Here is a 20,107-nt window from a genome sequence, read left to right as displayed (position 1 = left end):
GTAGGAGGTATTTTGGACATCTCGCTGACTGACCGGGAAGCCGACGTCATGCAGATACTGTGGGAACGTGGCCCCTCAGTCGTGAATGAGGTTCGTGATGGACTTGCCGATGACCTCGCCTACACCACGGTTCTGACGATCCTTCGTACGTTGGAAAGCAAGGGTTATGTAACTCACGTAGAAGAAGGCCGTGGGCATCGCTATACAGCCGCCGTTCAGCAGCAAGCGGCACGAAAAAGTGCTTTGCGACACCTCACTAGCAAGCTATTCGCAGGATCGACTGAGCTGCTATTTGCGCAACTGGTGGCCGACAAAAATCTCACGCCCAAAGAAATTCGTCGTATGCGTGAGCTACTGAAAGAGAGACCCGACGAGGAGTAATCCCGATGCTGACGTGGATGATTTATGTGGTGTCGGTATCGGCGGTTATATCTGCGGCCGCGCTTATTGCCGAACACTCTGCACGACAACGGCGATTGTCCAGCAGATGGCTCTGGCTTCTCGCGATCGTCACGTCGCTGGTAATTCCAGCGGCTATGACGTCAGTTTCAATCGAAATTCCAGCAGAGCTAAAGCCGTCGCTACCTCAGAATGTGATCGCCCTGCATGAGATCACATCCACGCATCTATCCCCCGCAGTCTGGATTGAGAATCACGATGGTGGTTCATCCACGTTCCAGCACGTTCAACTCCATGCGAAAGACGCGTGGTACGCCGCGTCGACGTTGATGATTCTGGTTCTGCTGATTACCGCATCGCATTTGCAGTGGCGCAAACGGCAATGGACTGCAGCATCTGTCTGCGACGTTTCGGTGTATCTATCCACCGACGTCGGCCCCGCGGTTGTCGGTCTTCTCCGTCCGCGGATTGTTCTCCCGGTCTGGTTGCTCGATTCACCCCCAGAGCAACAGGCTGCCGTCATCGCGCACGAAACGTCGCACATAGACGCCCACGACCCGATGCTCCTTACGATCGCACTCTGTCTCATCGCGCTTATGCCGTGGAACCTCCCACTCTGGTGGCAATTGCGACGACTCCGGTGTGCCATTGAGGTCGACTGCGACGCGAGAGTTCTGAAGGCCGGACACAAGGTCGCTGTTTATGGCGAAACGCTGATCGCGGTGGGAGAAAGGCAATCGAGATATATCGGATCGGTAGCCGGCATGTCCGAATCCAGATCTTTTTTGGAGCGACGTCTAAAACTGATGTTGCGGAAACCCGGCAAACGGAAATTGCTGGTTGCAGTACTTCTCGGATGTATGTCAATCGCGCTGGCTACGCTGGCCGCACAAGTGAGTCCACCTATCATGAACGATGCTCCGACTGAATATACTCAAGTGCCGGTAGCCCTTGAAATTCTGGACCGATATGTCGGCACGTACAAAGCCAGCGATACGTCTGTGATGAAAGTTCGACGTGAAGGCGACCACTTGGCGACGCAACGTACAGGGCAAGGATGGATTGAAAAATTTCCGATGAGTGATACGGAGTTTTTTGCAAAGACCGTCAAAGTAACCCAGAGGTTTGTGGTTGACGATCACGGACACGTTACTGTCACTACAGTTCACCAGGACGGTCACGAACAGACACTGCCACGTATCCCTACTGTCGAGGGGGAGAGAATCGAGGCAACTCTCGCTACAAAGGTCAAGAGTCAGATTGCCACTCCGGGGAGCGAAGCTGCGTTGCGCCGGAACATCGAGAGCCTGCAGTCGGGACATCCGAGGTATTCCGAAATGTCTCCTGGCTTACAGGACGCCGCCCGCGAGCAACTACCCAACATGACCGAAGAAATGAAGCGCTGGGGTCCTATTGAAAATGTCCGGTTTTTGGGTGTCGGCAGCCAAGGTTGGGACATCTATCAGGTTGCACATGCTTCTGGATCTGCTATCTGGCGTATTCATCTCGCAGATAACGGCATTATCGATGGCCTGCTAGTCCAAGCGGGTCCCTAAACAAGTCTCTGGATCGAGCGGCCTTAAGGTCCAGAATCGATCATCTTTAGCGGAAGTAGCATGAAATACGTGAATGTCGTCCTGGGTTTGATCACCCACGGCGATCACATCCTGGTTGGCAAGAAAGTAGATCGTTATCACCCCGCGGGACTCGGCGGGCTTTGGGTGCTGCCCGGCGGCCGAGTCGAAGAAGGCGAGGCTCTAGAACAAGCGCTTGTGCGCGAGATACAAGAGGAAACTGGCCTGGTAGTTCGTATCGAGCAGAGATTGGGCGAGCATCTGCAGCGTCTTGCCGACACGACCGTAACGCTCAACTACTTTCGGTGCCACGCGGTTTCGAACGCCGCCCGCCCGGGGGACGATCTGGAACTGGTCTCATGGCTAAAAAAGCCGCAGGCATACGCGCGCCTCGCTCCGGCCGTTCGGGAAACCTTTCCCTCGGAGCTAGCCGAATGGTTTCGTGACCAAACATCTAGCGCCTAGCGCTGAGGGCACATTGCAAACGCAGCTAGTCAGTCGTCTCACGCCACATATGCACTACACAGAAAACCTCACCGGCAACGCCGTCGAATACTTGATCTGCTCCATAGCAAAACTAGAACTCACGTCATAAAGCGGCACCGCACGAATCAGCAGCTTATAAACCCGATCGTAGTCGTCGATATCCGACACCACGACGCGCAGCAGGTAATCGGTCTCGCCGCTCATCCGGTACACCTCCACCACCTCCGGAATATCCTGCACGGCCTGCGTGAACGTCCGCGCCCATTCCTCCGTGTGCTGGTTCGTCCGCACCGCGACGAACACCGTCGTCCCCACTCCGAGCTTACGCGGATCGCATAACGCGACCTGCGCGCGAATCACGCCCATCTCCTTCAGACGCTGCACCCGTTTCCAGCATGGCGTCTGCGACAGGTTCACGCGTTGCGCGAGTTCCGCGACCGGCATCGTCGCATCTTCCTGCAGCAGTTCCAGCAGCTTGCGGTCGATGATATCCATTCCCATGAGTGCACCAGTATAGAAAATTATTCTACTTATCCCGTTTTTAGAGGAATTATAAGGAACCTCTTTCTCCGTACAAGTCGGTATAAATAGCAGTGTCCAACAACTGATCAAATATATCGCGGAAGTTTTGATGAATCACACTACCTGCCCGCCATCTATCGTGGCTCCGGCCATCGCCCGCCTCGCCCGTGCGCTCGATTCGGCGTTAGCCGTGTGTACCAGCCCCAGCGATCCAGCACGCTGCGCAACCTTCGCGACCCGCATGCGCGCGGCACTTGCCGAGGCCGCCGCGAGCCCGACACTGCTGTCGCCGGCACAACGCGAAGGCAGCCCCAATGGATACCGCCGTCATCTGCTCGCCGCCGATCCGCTCGGCCGTTATGCGATCGCCGCGCTCGTCTGGCAGCCGGATCAGGCGAGCCCGGTGCACGCGCATCATACGTGGTGTGGATATGCGGTCGTCGAAGGTGAGCTGACCGAGAGCGTCTATAGATGGGATGTCGACGCGCAGCGCGCAGTCGAAGCGCGTACGCAGTTGCGCAGACGCGGCGCCGTTTCGTTCACCCGTGCAGGCCACAGCGGCATTCACAGGCTCGGCAATCTTGCAGTTCGCGGCACGGCTGCCGGAAGTACGGCCGTTTCGCTGCATCTCTATGGCGTAGCGGGCGCCCAGGTCGCTACACATGTGAATGACATCGTGCGGGTCGACGATTCACATGCGACGCCAACAACTGCCGTGCCGCAATTCATAACGGCCTGAACCGGCGCTTCGACTAGCGAAGGCGCGTCGGCCATCCGACTCTAACCAACACGTCGTCAGGTGCGCTCAAGGCGAACTCGTACATGCCCCAAGGCTCGTCGCGCGGATCGCCGTCTCCGAGGATTTCGTCACGAAACACAGCGGCGAGCTCGTCGACATCTTCGCGGTAGAGGTAGAGCCCGAACGGATTGCGTCCCGGCACCAGCCACCCTTCGACAGCCGGATTAAGATGGATTTGCCCACCGAAGCCGTCGACGAGCATGCGGTAGTCGTCGGAACTGCCCTTCTCGCGCCTGAACCCTAGCCGCGCGAAAAACGCCTCGGTGCGATCAAGATCATTGCAGGGCAGTATGGCGGTCAGGCTCGGCTGCATGTCGGCAATCTCGCGTGAAAACCTGGGAACCCCTCGGCATAAAGCAAAGGGAACGAGAACGGAATAGGGTCGCGCGGTGCAAGTCTACCAGCGGGATCAGCAGTATCGACCAGCCCTATGTTCACGATGATGTGAACGTTCAATTGTTCGATGGCGCCCGCATGGCCGCCATCGACGTTCACAGTAGTCCAGCCAACGCGCAAAAACTTAATAAGCCACCGTAGCAATCTGACGAATAAACCGCCCCTGCTCCAGTTCATCGACAAACGCAGCCGCATAGTCTTCCGCGGAAATTTTGCTGTCACCGTTCGCATCGACGATCAGCGTCCCCGCCCCCGTGCGATACGTACCAGTACGCTCGCCCGGAGCAATCACCGCGGCCGGCGAAAAGAACGTCCAGTCGAGATCGGTCGCGCCGCGATAGACACCGAGCGCATCGCGATGCGCAAGCGCCACCGCCTTGTACACCTCCGGAAAGCCGTCGCTATCGACAAGTTGCTTGCCCGGCGCCACTTCGAGCGACCCCGCGCCGCCCACCGCCACCAGGCGCTTGACACCCGCCGCACGCACGCCTTCGATCAGCGCGCGCGTCGCCACGACCAGCGTCGCCGCATCGCCGTGCGGCGGCGAATAGGCGCTTGCCACGACATCCTGACCGCGCGCTGCCGCCGTCACGCTCGCGGCGTCGAGCACATCCGCCTTTGCCGCATGCAGGTTCGCCACACCGTTCGGCACGCGCTCCGGATTGCGCGCCAGCGCCGTAACCGTATGACCACGTCGCGCCGCTTCAAGCGCGATCCGCGAACCGATCATGCCCGTGGCGCCGAACAGCGCAATTTTCAGGGCTTTACTCATCGTCGATACTCCTTCAAAGCCGGTTATGTGTAACTACATCGATTACATATGAAACGAAAAAAAGCGGGGCTTCACCCCGTTGTCCTTCTTTACTGTCAGACCTCGTGCGCAGCTTTCGCTGCATCATCGATCGGCTCGCCGCCTGCGCTCGCGCGAGCGTTCCGCCCGAACCAGGTCGGCCGTCGCGTCCGCAAGTGTACGTGCCGCAAGCGCCATTTCCATCGCCTGCTGCGCGTCATCAATGATGCCCGTCAGCACGCTCTGAATGTGACGCCCGACCATGCAGTCCGGATTCGGCGCTTCGCGATGCAACGCGAACAGCTGTGCGTCGTCGACAGCGCGATAGATCTCGAGCAGCGAAATGTCTTCGGGCGCGCGCGCCAGCAGCGCCCCGCCGCCCGCTCCGAGCTGCGACGTGGTGAGCCCCGCGTCTGCAAGCATCGTCAACAGACGGCGGATCAGCGCCGCATTCGTATTGACGCTTCCCGCAATCATCTCCGACGACAGCGGTACGTCATCCTGCAACGACAGCAGCGCCAGTATGTGAACTGCAAAAGCAAACCGGCTACTCGTATTCACGGCGAACCAGCCCGACGACAATGTGTAACCATCATAAGTACATTTATGTGCTCTGTCAAAAACGCGCAGCGAAGGACTACTTGTCCATCTGCTTCTGCGCATCGCTGGCATCGCTTGCCGACGTCGAAGAAGCCGCTGACTGGCTCGACCATTCCTGCAACCTGCGCCCCGCCGTTTGGAGGCCCGCGCCGGTCAAACCCGCCGCTCGACCGAGCGCGCCCTGAGCCATACTCGCCGCGCTCTGCAAGTTGGCCTGCGCGCCGGACGCGAGTATGGACGAATCGAAGGTGATCGACGGCTTCGATGCGGCGTCGAGGCTTTGCTGCGCACTGGCACGTGCAGTATCGACCTGCTGACCGACATAGCTCGCTGCCTGATCGAGTTTCTGTCCGGCCTGTTGTGCGACGTCATTCAGTTTGGCCTGAGCGGACGCATCGTTTTTTTCGCACGCGGTCAGCGTCGTGAGCAAGACAGCAGCGGCAGCAGTACAACGGAACAGGGAACGACGGGCATTCTGGATCATTGCGAGAAGGAGCCGCTGCGAGCGGCTTTAGACACGGAAACGCAGCCATCATACGCCCGCGCGTTCGGGGGCCCCGATTCGGAGCAACCGGGGCCGTCCGGGGCGGCCAAGCACGACCTGCAAATGCGGGTAAAAGCCACACACGGTCATGCGGCCCACCGTCGCCGTACTGTCAAACTCGCAGGAGTAGACTGCCTCAAGGTTCGACGAATTTCCTCTTCAACCGGAGGCATGCGATGGCAGCGAAGAAGATTCTGTTCCTGACCGGCGATTTCGCCGAGGATTACGAAACGATGGTGCCGTTCCAGGCACTACAGGCAGTGGGCCACATCGTCGACGCAGTCTGTCCCGGCAAACATGCCGGCGAGCGCATCAAGACGGCTATCCACGACTTCGAGGGCGATCAGACCTACACGGAAAAGCCCGGACATCAATTCACGCTCAACGCAACGTTCGACGACGTCGACCCGACGCAGTACGACGCACTCGCGATTGCCGGCGGCCGCGCGCCGGAATATCTGCGGCTAAATCAGAAAGTGCTCGATATCGTGCGGCAGTTTGCCGAAGCGAAAAAACCGATCGCGGCGGTCTGTCATGCGGCACAGTTGCTGGCCGCCGCCGATGTAATTCGCGGTCGCCGCATTTCCGCGTACCCGGCGTGTGCGCCGGAGGTGAAGCTCGCGGGCGGCGACTACGCCGATATCCCCGTCGATGCAGCGATCACCGACGCGAACTTCGTCACCGCACCCGCGTGGCCTGCGCATCCGGAATGGCTGCGGCAGTTCCTCGTGCTGTTGGGTACGCGCATCGAGCTTTGAGGCAGCGAGGCGCCACCGCGGTTCAGCGGGTGCTGAACCGCAATTCCTGCTCCTCGGCGTAGGACAGCGCGGCCGTTTCGCGCGCAAGCCTGCCGGCCGCTTCCGGCAACGACAGATAAAACGTCGTACCGGCCCCTTCCGACGATTCCGCCCACACCCGGCCGCCGTGCCGCTCGACTACGCGGCGCACCAGCGCGAGGCCGATGCCCTCGCCTGTCGCGACATTCACATGCAACCGCTGGAACGCGTTGAAGAGCCGCGGCAGCGCGACCTCCGGGATACCCAGCCCGTTGTCCCTCACGTAGAAGATGCGCAACGAGTGCACACCCGGCGGTGCCGGCGTCGTGCCGATCTCAACGAGACCTTCGCGCGACGGGTCGAGATAGTTGATCGCGTTGCCGATCAGATTCGCGAACACCTGCTCGAGCGCGGTCGGGTCGCCCCACACAGGCGGCAAATCATGCACGACGACATTCGCGCGCCGCGCCCTGATCGACACCTGCATTGCATCGACCACACGCTGTACGAGATCGCCGAGGTATACCTGTTGCTGCCGGTACTCGACCCGGCCGACGCGCGACAGGCGCAGCAACGCATCGATGATGTGCGAGGCGCGCAGCACCGCAGTCTGCAGATAATGCAGTGCTTCGCCGATATCGTCTTCGATCAGCCGTTCGATGCGCTGACGGTCCGCGGAAACCAGCGACGACTGGCGGATCGCAGTACGCAAATCCTCGCACGCGTGAATCAGCTCTTTCGAAAAACCCTGCAGATTAACGAGCGGCGCACGCAGATCGTGCGACACGCTGTAGATAAACATCTCGTTTTCCTGCGTCTGCTGACGCAGCGTTTCATTGATGCGCGCGAGTTCGTCGGCACGGCGCGCGAGGTCGGACTGGAAACGCGCCTGCAGGCGTTCTGCTTCGAGCAGACGCCGGCTCGTGTCGTGCAAGGTCAGATCGAGGTTAGCGATTTCGTCGCTGCCAGGCGCGGCCGGCGCCAGCGGTTCGCTGCCGGCGAGCCGCCCCGCGTTCGCGGACAGCAAAACAAGCCGGCCGCTGACGCCGCGCGTGAAGAGCCAGATAGCCAGCGCGACGAACAGGATCGAACCGATGACGGCGGTGACGATCAACGTCTGCTGCTGCGCATGGGCTTCTTCGGCAGCCGACGCGCGCAGCGAGTCGAGCCGGCGTTCCTCGCCCTGGAACGCCGAGACCTGGCCGCGAAAGCGGTCGAGCACATCGGTGGTGGCCTGCTCGCGGAAACGCTCGAGTACATCCTGGCGACGCCCCGACTGCATCAGATCCTGCACGCGGTCGGACCACTGGCGATACGCCTGCACCGCCTGGCGAATCTGCCCCGCGCGCTCGACCTGGGTCGGATTGTCGGCAACGAGTTCGACGAGCTGGTCGATCCGGCGATCGATGTCCATCCACAGCACGATCGGCGTCGAGATATTCGCGTCGCCGCCGATCACCGCGCCGCGCAGCCGCAGCGACTCGAGTAGCACCGGCTCCAGAATCGACGTGGTCTGGCGCAGCACTTCCTGACTGTGCGTCGCCCAGCGTTCGGCCTCTTCGGCGTCGGCCTGCGCCTTCACGAGCCCGGACAGCAACGCCAGTTCGAACACAGCAGGAATCGCGATCAGCAACAGCCCTTTGGTCGTCAGTCTCATGCGCGCGAGGAAAGTCGTGGGTCCCGGCGTGCGGCGCACGCGGGACGGCACATTATGTCGACGTTTTCGCCGGATGACAAAGCCGCGCAACGCACCTGCCCACCGTCCGGCGCGCAGCTCGTGCGTGCTGCATATTTTTGTATCGAGGGGCGCCCCGCGGTCCGCATATACCGGCAAATCCCCGCCAGTGATAGACTTCCCCGCCGGAGATGGCATTCTCCGTTAACCGCCCTCGTGGCTGATGATGCCTGCCTAGCCCGGATCACTGCGGACGCGGCATCATGTCGTTTGCAGTCCGGCCTGTCGACTTTTCGGCTTCCAGGCCCTTCTCCTGCTCATGTATCTGTCCATTCTCGCCGTCGGCATCGGCGGTGCTGCCGGTTCGCTGCTGCGCTGGCTCCTCGGTATCCGTCTGAACGCAGTATTCCCCGCCCTGCCGCTCGGCACCCTCGCGTCCAATGTGATCGCCGGCTACGTGATCGGCGTCGCCGTCGCGTACTTCGCTCGCAACCCCGGCGTCGCGCCCGAATGGCGGCTCTTTATCATCACGGGGTTAATGGGCGGCCTGTCCACCTTCTCGACCTTCTCCGCCGAAGTGGTCCAGCGCCTGCAGGAAGGGCGGCTCGGCTGGGCGGCGGGCGAAATCGCGATTCACGTCTGCGCCTCGCTGGCGATGACCGTGCTCGGCATTGGCACAGTCGCGCTGGCGACCCGCTGAGACAGGCATGCAAAATGCATGCTTTTCGTCGGTAAAAATCGCAGCCAAAAAAAAGGCGCCACGTGACCGTGACGCCTTGAAAAGTTCTAGCCATTCCGAGGGCCGTGCTAGAACCTGAGAGAGGGGATCCGAAAGCGCTGGAACCGCTGGCCGGGGATACTGCCAGAAGTATTGGGCTGGCCGGGAAACCGCATAATGGCTTCAAGTCCAGCTAAGAGACACGGCATACAAAGGCCGCTTTCGAAATAGGGTTCCATTTTTTATGGTTATGCTGACTAAGTCAAGAAAAATCTGATGTGGTTCGCCAGGTACTTCTTTTAAAGCCCTATACAATAATTCGTCATAAAAAAAGGCCTCGAACCGCCGACACAAGGGGATCGCCCGCGTCTGTCCGGTAGAACGGCAGATGCGTCCAGAGTGGCTAAACTGAAATAAAGTTCCATAAAACGACATGAACCAGCTTCCGACGCCCTCCCGCCGCGCCGACCCCGTCAAAGACAAAGACGGTTCCGGCGACGAGGTTACGGCGCTCGCACGCGGCCTGACTGTATTACGGCGTATTGCTGCCGCCGATGCACCCCTCAGCAACCGCGAGCTCACCGAGCAGACCGGCATTCCGAAGCCAACCGTCTCCCGCATCACCGCCACGCTTGTCAGTGCGGGCTTCCTGTTCCGCCTGCCCGACAGCGAACGCTTCGTGCTCACATCGTCGGTACTTGAACTGAGTAACGGCTTCCTGCGCAATTTCGACATCCGCGCGCGCTCGCGGCCCTTCCTGATCGAACTCGCCGAACGTACCTCGCTGTCGGTGCATCTCGCGGTGCGCGACCGGCTCGATATGGTCGTGATCGATGCGATCCGGCCGAGGTCGGCGGTACTCGTCTCGCGGCTCGAAATCGGTTCGCGGATGGACTTGTGCCGCACCGCGGTCGGACGCGCCTATCTCGCCGCATTGAACGACGTCGAACGGGAAAAATTGCTGACCGGTTTGCAGGCCGCCTCCGGCGACGACTGGGGCTATCTGAGCAACCGCCTGGAAAGCGCGCTGCAGGAAACCGCGACGCAGGGCTTCGCGATTGCGACCGGCGAGTGGTACGACGGGCTCAACGCGATCGCCGCGGGCTTTATCGGACCGTCCGGTGAACGGTACGCCGTCAATTGCGGCGGCTCGGCGCACCAGTGTCCACGCGACTGGCTGATTTCGCGGGCCGCGCCCGCGCTGCTCGCCTGTATTGCCAGGATCGTGCAGGAGATCGGCGGCTCGCCGGGTCAGCGGCTCGACGACTAGCCGTACGAAAGCACCGACATCCGCGCGAGTACCCTTACTGCGCGTAATCAACCGAAAAATACCCGGCTGGACTGGAGCAAAGGGCCCGACGTAGCATCATGGTTTTGCGTGCGCGCGGGCGCCCGCGCAGTCGCCGCTGCATGGGCGAAGCCGGTGGCCGCTTCCGGCATCGCGAGCTACGAAAGGCTGCATTCCGGTCCGCTTACATCCTGATATCGCCGGGCTTACCTTTTTTCGTGCGTCTCGCGTAGCATCGCGCTAAAACTGGCCCGCGGCACCGACCGTCGCGCCCAACCTGCCCGCCGCGACACGTTCCGCCGACACATCGCATCCCGCACCATTCCACATCAGTCAACGAGAACCGATGGACGAACAACAACAGCATCCAGAAGACAAACCGCGCCAGCCCGACCCGGTCCGTCCGGCACACGGCGCATCGGGTACGCCCGCCATCGGCAAATCGCATCGTGCCCGGAACATCGGGTTGATCGTTGTCGTGCTGGCAGTCGCGGCTCTTGTGCTGTTCCGCTGGCATCCGTGGGGTGGACCGTCCGGTGCGGGCGCACCGACCGAGGCAGGCGGTGGTGGACGTCACGGCGGGCGCGGTGCGGGTGCCGGTCCAGGCGGTGCGATGCCGCAGCCGGTGCACGTCGCAACCACGACGCAAGGCGAGATGCCGGTCGTGCTGACCGCGCTCGGCACGGTTACGCCGCTCGCGAACGTTACCGTTCGCACGCAGTTGTCCGGCACGCTGCAGACCGTCGCGTTCAAGGAAGGTCAGATGGTGAAGAAGGACGATCTGCTCGCGCAGATCGATCCGCGGCCGTATCAGATTTCGCTCGACAACGCCCAGGGCACGCTCGCCCGCGATCAGGCGCTGCTCGCTACCGCCCGTCTCGATCTGAAGCGCTATCAGACGCTGCTCGCGCAGGATTCGATCGCGAGCCAGCAGGTCGATACCCAGGCTTCGCTCGTCAAGCAGTACGAAGGCACGGTCAAATCCGACCAGGCCAATATCGATACCTACAAGCTCGACCTGATCTATGCGCGCATCACTGCGCCCGTGTCGGGCCGCGTCGGTTTGCGCCAGGTCGATCCGGGCAACTACGTGACGCCAGGCGACACCAACGGCATCGTCGTGATCACGCAGTTGCAGCCGATCAGCGTGATCTTCACGACCTCGGAAGACAACCTGCCCGCGATCATGAAACAACTGGCGGCCGGCACGAAGATGTCGGTGACCGCCTATGACCGCAGCAACACGACGTCGCTGGAAGGCGGCTACCTCGAAACCATCGACAACCAGATCGACACCACGACCGGCACGCTGAAGCTGCGCGCGAGCTTCGCCAACGATCACAACACGCTGTTCCCGAATCAGTTCGTCAACACGCGGCTGCTCGTCGATGTGATCCGCAATGCGACGATCGTGCCGACGTCGGCGGTGCTGAATGGTTCGATGGGCCAGTTCGTCTACGTCGTGAAACCGGACAACACGGTGACCGTGCGTCAGGTCAAGGTCGGTCCCGTCGACGGCGAACGCACCAGCATCCAGTCCGGCCTGCAGCCCGGCGAGCGTGTGGTGATCGACGGTTCGGATCGCCTGAAAGAAGGCGCGAAGATCACGATTCCCGCAGACCGGCCACGCGGTGCATCGGGAGCATCGGGTGCACATGGCGCACATGGCTGGGCCTCCGGTGCAGCGGCGGCATCCGGCGCGCGTCGCCACCGCAGACATCCAGCACAAGACTCCGAATAAAAGGCACGGCCAATCCCGCATGAATCCCTCCCGCGCCTTTATCCTGCGCCCCGTCGGCACCGCGCTGCTGATGGCGGCAATCATGCTGGTGGGGCTCGTCGCACTGCGCTTTCTGCCGCTGTCGGCGCTGCCCGAGGTCGACTATCCGACCATCCAGGTACAGACCTTCTATCCGGGCGCGAGCCCGGACGTCATGACATCGTCGGTGACTGCGCCGCTCGAACGGCAGTTCGGGCAGATGCCGTCGCTGAACCAGATGTCGTCGCAAAGCTCGGCGGGTTCGTCGATCATCACGTTGCAGTTCAGTCTCGATCTGCCGCTCGATATCGCCGAGCAGGAAGTGCAGGCCGCGATCAACGCGGCCGGCAACCTGCTGCCGTCCGATCTGCCCGCGCCGCCGATCTACGCGAAGGTCAATCCGGCCGACGCGCCGATCATCACGCTCGCGATCACCTCGCAGACGATGCCGCTCACGCAGGTGCAGGATCTCGCCGACACACGGCTCGCGCAGAAGATTTCGCAGGTCGCGGGCGTCGGGCTCGTCAGTCTGTCGGGCGGGCAACGGCCCGCCGTGCGGATTCAGGCGAACCCGCGCGCACTTGCCGCGTATGGCCTGAATCTCGACGATCTGCGCACGACAATCTCGAACCTCAACGTCAACACGCCGAAGGGTAATTTCGACGGCCCGACGCGCGCCTACACGATCAACGCAAACGATCAGTTGACCGACGCCGACGCGTACAAGTCTGCCGTCATCGCCTACAAGAACGGCCGCGCGGTGATGCTGACCGACGTCGCGACGATCGTCGCCGGTGCGGAGAACACCAAGCTCGGCGCGTGGGTCGACAACACACCGGCGATCATCCTGAACGTGCAGCGTCAACCGGGCGCGAACGTGATTCAGGTGGTCGACAGCATCAAGGCGCTGTTGCCGCAACTGCAGGAGTCGCTGCCCGCGGCGCTCAACGTGCGCATCGTCACCGACCGCACCACGACGATCCGCGCGTCGGTACGCGACGTGCAGTTCGAACTGCTGACCTCGGTCGTGCTGGTCGTGCTGGTGATGTACCTGTTCCTCGCGAATGTCTACGCGACGATCATCCCGAGTCTGTCGGTGCCGCTGTCGCTGATCGGCACGCTCGCCGTGATGTACCTGTGCGGACTCTCGCTCGACAACCTCTCACTGATGGCGCTGACGATCGCCACTGGCTTCGTCGTCGACGACGCGATCGTGATGATCGAGAACATCGCGCGCTACGTCGAGGAAGGCGAGGCGCCGCTCGAAGCGGCACTGAAGGGTTCGAAGCAGATCGGCTTCACGATCATTTCGTTGACGGTGTCGCTGATCGCCGTGCTGATTCCGCTGCTGTTCATGGGCGACGTGGTCGGCCGGTTGTTTCATGAGTTCGCGATCACGCTTGCGGTAACGATCGTGATTTCGGCCGTCGTGTCTTTGACGCTCGTGCCGATGATGTGCGCAAAGCTACTACGCCACACGCCGCCGAAAGAAAGCCATCGCTTCGAAGCCAAGGCGCACGCGTTCATCGACTACGTGATCGGCCGCTACGCCGTCGCACTCACGTGGGTGCTCGACCGGCAGCGCTCTACGCTGGTCGTTGCGCTGCTCACGCTGGTGTTCACCGCGTTGCTGTACATCTTCATTCCGAAGGGCTTCTTTCCGGTGCAGGACACCGGCGTAATCCAGGCGATCACGCAGGCGCCGCAGTCGGTGTCGTATGCATCGATGGCCGAGCGCCAGCAGGAACTCGCCGCCGCGATCCTGAAGAATCCGGATGTCGACAGCCTCACGTCGTTCATCGGTGTGGACGGCAGCAACATCACGCTGAACAGCGGCCGGATGCTGATCAACCTGAAGCCGCGCGATGACCGCAGCAACACCGCCAGCGACGTGATCCGCCATCTGCAGCACGAAGTCGCGCACATCCCCGGTGCTACGTTGTACATGCAACCGGTGCAGGATCTGACGATCGACTCGACGGTCAGCCCGACGCAGTATCAGTTCATCCTGACGTCACCGAATATCGAAGAGTTCTCGACCTGGGTGCCGAAGCTCGTAGACCGTCTGCAGCAAGCGCCCGAACTCGCCGACGTCGCCACCGACCTGCAAAGCAGCGGCCAGTCGGTCTACATCGAGATCGACCGCGCCACTGCGTCGCGCTACGGCATCACACCCGCCACCGTCGATAACGCGCTCTACGACGCATTCGGCCAGCGCATCATCTCGACGATTTTCACGCAGTCGAACCAGTACCGCGTGATCCTCGAAGCGCAGCCAAGCATCCAGCACTACACCGAGTCGTTGAACGCGATCTACCTGCCCTCGTCCACGTCGACCGGTGGCCAGGTGCCGCTCGCATCGATTGCGAGTTTCCATGAACGGCCGTCGCCGCTGCTCGTCACGCACCTGAGCCAGTTCCCCGCTACTACGGTGTCGTTCAATCTCGCACCGGGTGCATCGCTCGGCGCGGCGGTGAAGGCGATCCAGCAGGCGGAGAAAGAGGTCGGCCTGCCCGCCTCGTTCCAGACGCGCTTCCAGGGTGCCGCGCTCGCGTTCCAGGCTTCGCTGTCGAACGAACTGTTCCTGATCCTCGCGGCGATCGTCACGATGTATATCGTGCTCGGCGTGCTGTACGAAAGCTTTATTCATCCGATTACCATCCTGTCCACGCTGCCGTCGGCGGGTGTCGGCGCGCTGCTTGCGCTGCTCGTCTCGGGGCATGACCTCGACATCATCGGCATCATCGGGATCGTGCTGCTGATCGGTATCGTGAAGAAGAACGCGATCATGATGATCGACTTCGCGCTCGAAGCCGAACGCGAACAGGGCAAACCGCCGCGCGAAGCAATCTACCAGGCGTGTCTGCTGCGCTTCCGGCCGATCCTGATGACGACAATGGCAGCCCTGCTGGGCGCGTTGCCGCTGATGCTCGGCACCGGCGCCGGGTCCGAACTGCGCCATCCGCTCGGCATCGCGATTGCGGGCGGCCTGATCGTGAGCCAGTTGCTGACGCTGTTCACGACACCGGTGATCTATCTCGGCTTCGATTCGCTGGCGCGCCGTGCACGTGCGCGATTCGGCGGCGGTAACGAAACGCCGCCCCCTGCCGCCGATGCGGGAACTGAAGCATGATGCGCGTCGACTACGCTCCCCGCCTGCATCGTGCGTCGAGCGCGGCGGCCGTGCTTGAGGCCGCCCGCCAGGAGGCGTCTTGAACCTCTCGCGCCCGTTCATCCAGCGCCCGGTCGCCACCACGCTGCTGGCGATCGGCATCGCGCTCGCCGGCATGTTCGCGTTCGTCAAGTTACCGGTCGCCCCGCTGCCGCAGGTCGATTTCCCGACCATCTCCGTACAGGCGAGCCTGCCGGGTGCGAGCCCGGAGACTGTCGCCACCAGCGTCGCGAGTCCGCTCGAGCGACATCTCGGCTCAATCGCCGATGTCACCGAAATGACGTCGAGCAGTTCGGTCGGCAGCGCGCGCATTACGTTGCAGTTCGGTTTGAACCGCGACATCGACGGTGCCGCGCGCGATGTTCAGGCAGCCATCAACGCGGCACGTGCCGACTTGCCTGCGAGCCTGCGCAGTAACCCGACGTATCACAAGGTGAACCCGGCCGATGCGCCGATCCTGATTCTCGCGCTGACTTCTAACACGCTGCCGGCCGGCCAACTGTACGACTCCGCGGCCACCGTGCTGCAGCAGTCGCTCTCGCAGGTGGATGGGATCGGCGAAGTCGACGTCGCCGGTTCGGCGAGTCCGGCCGTGCGTGTTGAACTCGAACCGCAGGCGCTGTTTCACTACGGCATCGGCCTAGAGGATGTGCGCGCCGCGCTCGCATCGGCGAACGCGAACAGCCCGAAGGGTTCGATCGAGTTCGGGCCGAACCGCGTGCAGATCTATACCAACGACCAGGCGTCGAAGGCTATCCAGTACAAGGACCTCGTCATTGCCTATCGCAATGGTGCCGCGGTGAAGCTGTCGGACGTCTCGGAAGTGGTCGATTCTGTGGAAGACCTGCGCAACCTCGGCCTCACGAACGGCAAGCGTTCGGTGCTCGTCATCCTGTATCGCCAGCCGGGCGCGAACATCATCGAGACGATCGATCGCGTCATTGCGATGCTGCCGCAGCTGAAGGCATCACTGCCGGCCGACGTCGAGGTACTTCCCACCGCCGACCGCTCCACCACGATCCGCGCATCGCTCAGGGACACCGAGCGCACGCTGATCATCGCGGTCGCGCTCGTCGTGATGGTCGTGTTCCTGTTCCTGCGCAACTGGCGCGCCACGCTGATTCCGAGCGTCGCCGTGCCGATCTCGATCATCGGCACGTTTGCGGCAATGTATCTGCTCGGCTTCTCGATCGACAACCTGTCGCTGATGGCGTTGACCATCGCGACCGGCTTCGTCGTCGACGATGCGATCGTCGTGCTCGAAAATATCTCGCGGCACATCGAGAACGGTGTGCCGCGTATGAAGGCCGCGTTTCTCGGCGCGCGTGAAGTCGGCTTCACGGTGCTGTCGATCAGCGTCTCGCTCGTCGCCGTGTTCCTGCCCATTCTGCTGATGGGCGGGATCGTCGGACGGCTGTTTCGCGAATTCGCTCTGACGCTGTCGCTTGCAATCGGCGTGTCGCTGATCGTGTCGCTGACGCTCACGCCGATGATGTGCTCGCGGCTACTGCGCGAACCACGCGACCAGCAGAAAGAAGGCCGCTTCGGCCAGTGGCTGGAACGCGGCTTCATGCGCATGCAGCACGGCTACGAACGCACGCTCAACTGGTCGCTGCGCCATCCGCTGCTGATCCTGTTCATCCTGCTCGTGACAATCCTGCTGAACATCGCGCTATATGTGATCGTGCCGAAGGGGTTCTTCCCGCAGCAAGATACCGGGCGGTTGATCGGCGGCATTCAGGCCGACCAGAGCACATCGTTCCAGGCGATGAAGATCAAGTTCTCAGAGATGATGTCGATCGTGCAAAAGAACCCGGCTGTCGACAGTGTGGTCGGTTTCACCGGCGGCCGGCAGACCAACTCGGGCTTCATGTTCGTCGTCCTCAAGCCGGAGAGCAAACGCAAGCTCTCCGCCGATGAAGTGATCGCGCAACTGCGCGTACCGCTCTCCGACGTGGCCGGTGCGCGCACCTTCCTGCAGGCGGTGCAGGACATTCGCGTGGGCGGCCGGCAATCGAATGCGCAGTATCAGTTCACGCTGCTCTCCGACACCACCGAAGATCTCTACAAGTGGGGGCCGCTCCTCACCGAAGCACTGCAGAGCCGCCCCGAACTCGCGGACGTGAACTCCGACCAGCAGCAAGGCGGGCTTGAATCGATGGTGACGATCGATCGCTCGACCGCCGCGCGGCTCGGCATCAAGCCGGCGCAGATAGACAACACGCTCTATGACGCGTTCGGTCAGCGCCAGGTGTCGACGATCTACAACCCGCTAAACCAGTATCACGTCGTGATGGAAGTCGCGCCGAAGTACTGGCAGAGCCCCGACATGCTCAACCAGATCTGGATCAGCACGTCGGGTGGCAGCGCGAGCGGCGCGCAAACGACCAACGCGGCGGCGGGCACGGTAATCGGACCCACCACTGGCACGACTCGCACCGCGATTGGCGGCACCGGCGGCACAACCGCGACGAGTGCCGCCAGCATCGCCGCAGACTCCGCGCGCAACCAGGCGATCAACTCGATTGCGGCGAGTGGTAAATCGAGTGCTTCGTCGGGGGCGGCGGTGTCGACGTCGAAGGAAACGATGATTCCGCTATCGGCAATCGCGAGCTTCGGTCCCGGCAATACGCCGCTTGCCGTGAACCACCAGAGCCAGTTTGTCGCCTCGACGATCTCGTTCAATCTGCCGCCGGGCAAGTCGCTGTCGGATGCAACCCAGGCCATCTACGACACGATGGCGCAGATCGGTATGCCCGCGACGATTCACGGCAGCTTCCAGGGCACCGCGCAGGCGTTCCAGCAATCGATGTCGGACCAGCCGATCCTGATCCTCGCCGCGCTCGCGGCGGTGTATATCGTGCTCGGCGTGCTGTACGAGAGCTACATCCATCCGCTGACGATCCTGTCGACGTTGCCGTCGGCGGGGGTCGGCGCACTGCTCGCGCTGCTGCTCTTCAAGACCGAGTTCAGCATCATCGCGTTGATCGGCGTGATCCTGCTGATCGGTATCGTCAAGAAGAACGCGATCATGATGGTCGACTTTGCGATCGAAGCGTCACGACACGGCCTGTCGTCGCGCGACGCGATCCGCGAGGCGTGTCTGCTGCGCTTCCGGCCGATCATGATGACGACCTGCGCCGCGCTGCTCGGTGCCCTGCCGCTTGCGTTCGGACACGGCGAAGGCGCGGAGTTGCGCGCACCGCTGGGGATTTCGATTGTCGGTGGATTGATCGTGAGCCAGTTGCTGACGCTCTATACGACGCCGGTCGTGTATCTCTACATGGACCGGATTCGCGTGCGGTGGGAGAACCGCGGTGCGCGACGCGCCGCGCAATCGGCGTAACGGCTCAAAGCTTCTGCTGGATCGCCAGCATAAAAATCCGCGCCCACTGCTTCGCGTGCCACTCGTCACCGACCGGCAGCGACCACACTGGGCGCTTCGCATCCTTGACCTTGAGTTCGACCTGCCAGCCGCGCTGCGCATCGCGTTGCGCAGTCGCGTTTTCGAGGTCGGCAAAGATGTAGGCACCTTGCACGCCGTCCACCTGCAGGTTGCACAACCGCTTGCCCGCGGCAAGCCGCACCTCGCCCCAACCGCCCTTCAACTCGTGAGTCCAGTCGCCGTCGCGAATGTTCGGTGCAACGTCGCGTCGACGTCGCCACCACCAGGCGATCGCCGCAATCAGCAGCGCCGCCGCGACCACAGCCACGCCGATCGCGACACCGTAGCCGTACAGCACGGCGAGCTTCTCGAACGACCACACCGCGCCGTAAATCAGCGCGATCAATACGATCAGGACAATCAGAATCGGCATGCGGACCACCATCGGGAAACTGAAGGCACGCAGGCGCTTCGCCCACGTGCCGCGAAACGGACTACATCACGCGATTACTGCTGCTTGTGCGCGGCCGCCCACGCCTTGACGGCGTTCAGCGTGTTCTCCACGTGCTTGTCGGGCGACAGGCTTGTGTACTCGTAGAGAATCTTGCCGTCGGGTGCGATCACATACGACACGCGGTTCGCCATCGCGGCGTGCATCGGCATGCCGGCGTCGTAGGCATTGATGACCTTCGAGTCTTCATCGGCGGCGACCGGGAACTTGCTGCGGCACTCGCTGACCGAGAACTTCGTCAGCGTATCGATGTTGTCATGCGACACGCCGATCACCGTCGCGCCGTACTGCTTGTATTCATCGACAGCTTCGGCAAACTCGTGTGCCTCGATCGTGCAGCCTTTCGTGAATGCGGCCGGATAGAAGTACAGCACCACCGGACCCTTCTTCAGCGCGTCGGCCAGTGCGTACGTGTAGGTCTTGCCGCCCAGCGAAGCCTGGGTAGTGAAATCGGGCGCCTGATCGCCGGGTTTGAGCGTCGCCGACGCGACCATCGAATGCAGGGCAAGCCCCGCGCATATCAGACCTGCAGCCACTGCCGGCCACCCTTTTCGCTTCATGTCGTCACCTCGCTCGTGAATGTCAGTCATGGGCATGCTGCAGCGCGCGCTACCCTGCCTTCAGGCCGGATCGTCGCGCCGCAACCGCGTCGCTATCGGACGTCGCTATTGGACCACGTTACGGCACGCCGTGCTTTTCCGCAGACCGGCGCG

The 20,107-nt window shown here is 62.0% G+C and carries 18 protein-coding genes and 1 riboswitch; of the genes, 10 read left to right on the top strand and 8 right to left on the bottom strand.

Going from position 1 to position 20,107, the window contains the following annotated elements; translation table 11 throughout:
- Positions 1-12: 12 nt before the first annotated feature.
- The 3 genes from M0D65_RS23095 to M0D65_RS23085 are packed head-to-tail and all read left to right on the top strand — an operon-like array spanning position 13 to position 2,438.
- Positions 13-381: a BlaI/MecI/CopY family transcriptional regulator gene (locus tag M0D65_RS23095; RefSeq protein ID WP_266254733.1), complete on the top strand. Its 369-nt coding sequence runs from the start codon at positions 13-15 to the stop codon at positions 379-381.
- A gap of 5 nt (positions 382-386) precedes the next feature.
- On the top strand, positions 387-1,955 hold the full coding sequence (locus M0D65_RS23090; RefSeq protein WP_266254732.1) for a M56 family metallopeptidase: 1,569 nt from the start codon (positions 387-389) through the stop codon (positions 1,953-1,955).
- Positions 1,956-2,015: 60 nt separating this feature from the next.
- Entirely contained in the window at positions 2,016-2,438 is a 423-nt protein-coding gene (locus M0D65_RS23085; RefSeq protein WP_266254731.1) for an NUDIX domain-containing protein, read from the top strand.
- 54 nt (positions 2,439-2,492) lie between these two features.
- Here the strand turns inward: M0D65_RS23085 and M0D65_RS23080 are convergent, their stop codons facing one another.
- The gene (locus M0D65_RS23080) at positions 2,493-2,960 is read right to left on the bottom strand and encodes an Lrp/AsnC family transcriptional regulator (protein WP_091018815.1); all 468 of its coding nucleotides are present in this window, start codon (positions 2,958-2,960) and stop codon (positions 2,493-2,495) included.
- Positions 2,961-3,090: 130 nt separating this feature from the next.
- Here M0D65_RS23080 and M0D65_RS23075 point away from each other — a divergent pair, with 130 nt between their 5' ends.
- The gene (locus tag M0D65_RS23075) at positions 3,091-3,720 is read left to right on the top strand and encodes a cysteine dioxygenase family protein (RefSeq protein WP_266254730.1); all 630 of its coding nucleotides are present in this window, start codon (positions 3,091-3,093) and stop codon (positions 3,718-3,720) included.
- Between the two features lie 13 nt (positions 3,721-3,733).
- Here the strand turns inward: M0D65_RS23075 and M0D65_RS23070 are convergent, their stop codons facing one another.
- The 4 genes from M0D65_RS23070 to M0D65_RS23055 form a co-directional block, all read right to left on the bottom strand.
- The gene (locus M0D65_RS23070) at positions 3,734-4,093 is read right to left on the bottom strand and encodes a hypothetical protein (protein ID WP_266254729.1); all 360 of its coding nucleotides are present in this window, start codon (positions 4,091-4,093) and stop codon (positions 3,734-3,736) included.
- Positions 4,094-4,300: 207 nt separating this feature from the next.
- Positions 4,301-4,948 carry an NAD(P)-dependent oxidoreductase gene (locus tag M0D65_RS23065; protein ID WP_266254728.1) on the bottom strand — a complete coding sequence of 216 codons (648 nt, stop codon included), beginning with the start codon at positions 4,946-4,948 and terminating at the stop codon, positions 4,301-4,303.
- A 123-nt stretch (positions 4,949-5,071) separates the two neighbouring features.
- Entirely contained in the window at positions 5,072-5,527 is a 456-nt protein-coding gene (locus M0D65_RS23060) for an Rrf2 family transcriptional regulator (RefSeq protein ID WP_266254727.1), read from the bottom strand.
- A 76-nt stretch (positions 5,528-5,603) separates the two neighbouring features.
- The gene (locus M0D65_RS23055; protein WP_266254726.1) at positions 5,604-6,050 is read right to left on the bottom strand and encodes a hypothetical protein; all 447 of its coding nucleotides are present in this window, start codon (positions 6,048-6,050) and stop codon (positions 5,604-5,606) included.
- A gap of 236 nt (positions 6,051-6,286) precedes the next feature.
- Here M0D65_RS23055 and M0D65_RS23050 point away from each other — a divergent pair, with 236 nt between their 5' ends.
- Positions 6,287-6,868, top strand: coding sequence for a DJ-1/PfpI family protein (locus tag M0D65_RS23050; RefSeq protein WP_266254725.1), 582 nt, complete (start codon positions 6,287-6,289; stop codon positions 6,866-6,868).
- 22 nt (positions 6,869-6,890) lie between these two features.
- Here the strand turns inward: M0D65_RS23050 and M0D65_RS23045 are convergent, their stop codons facing one another.
- Complete coding sequence (locus M0D65_RS23045) at positions 6,891-8,543, bottom strand: ATP-binding protein (RefSeq protein WP_091018827.1); 1,653 nt, start codon at positions 8,541-8,543, stop codon at positions 6,891-6,893.
- A 196-nt stretch (positions 8,544-8,739) separates the two neighbouring features.
- Positions 8,740-8,801, top strand: a riboswitch (Fluoride riboswitch).
- Between the two features lie 79 nt (positions 8,802-8,880).
- Between M0D65_RS23045 and crcB the strand changes: the two genes are divergently transcribed.
- From crcB to M0D65_RS23020, 5 genes are all read left to right on the top strand, one after another.
- Positions 8,881-9,261, top strand: a complete 381-nt coding sequence (crcB, locus tag M0D65_RS23040) for a fluoride efflux transporter CrcB (RefSeq protein ID WP_091018830.1) — start codon at positions 8,881-8,883, stop codon at positions 9,259-9,261.
- 451 nt (positions 9,262-9,712) lie between these two features.
- Entirely contained in the window at positions 9,713-10,549 is an 837-nt protein-coding gene (locus M0D65_RS23035; RefSeq protein ID WP_091018832.1) for an IclR family transcriptional regulator, read from the top strand.
- Between the two features lie 364 nt (positions 10,550-10,913).
- Entirely contained in the window at positions 10,914-12,308 is a 1,395-nt protein-coding gene (locus M0D65_RS23030; RefSeq protein ID WP_266254724.1) for an MdtA/MuxA family multidrug efflux RND transporter periplasmic adaptor subunit, read from the top strand.
- A gap of 19 nt (positions 12,309-12,327) precedes the next feature.
- Positions 12,328-15,459 (top strand): MdtB/MuxB family multidrug efflux RND transporter permease subunit, encoded by a 3,132-nt coding sequence (locus M0D65_RS23025; RefSeq protein ID WP_266254723.1) that lies wholly within the window; start codon positions 12,328-12,330, stop codon positions 15,457-15,459.
- Between the two features lie 79 nt (positions 15,460-15,538).
- Positions 15,539-18,844 (top strand): efflux RND transporter permease subunit, encoded by a 3,306-nt coding sequence (locus M0D65_RS23020; RefSeq protein ID WP_266254722.1) that lies wholly within the window; start codon positions 15,539-15,541, stop codon positions 18,842-18,844.
- A 4-nt stretch (positions 18,845-18,848) separates the two neighbouring features.
- Here the strand turns inward: M0D65_RS23020 and M0D65_RS23015 are convergent, their stop codons facing one another.
- Positions 18,849-19,316, bottom strand: coding sequence for a hypothetical protein (locus M0D65_RS23015; RefSeq protein ID WP_266254721.1), 468 nt, complete (start codon positions 19,314-19,316; stop codon positions 18,849-18,851).
- A 74-nt stretch (positions 19,317-19,390) separates the two neighbouring features.
- Positions 19,391-19,954, bottom strand: coding sequence for a peroxiredoxin (locus M0D65_RS23010; protein ID WP_266254720.1), 564 nt, complete (start codon positions 19,952-19,954; stop codon positions 19,391-19,393).
- Positions 19,955-20,107 lie beyond the last annotated feature (153 nt).

The sequence above is a fragment of the Paraburkholderia sp. CHISQ3 genome (assembly GCF_030464945.1).
Taxonomy (GTDB): Bacteria; Pseudomonadota; Gammaproteobacteria; order Burkholderiales; family Burkholderiaceae; genus Paraburkholderia; species Paraburkholderia megapolitana.
The sequence above is the reverse complement of the archived record's forward strand: the minus strand, read 5'-3'. Positions and strand labels throughout refer to the sequence as shown.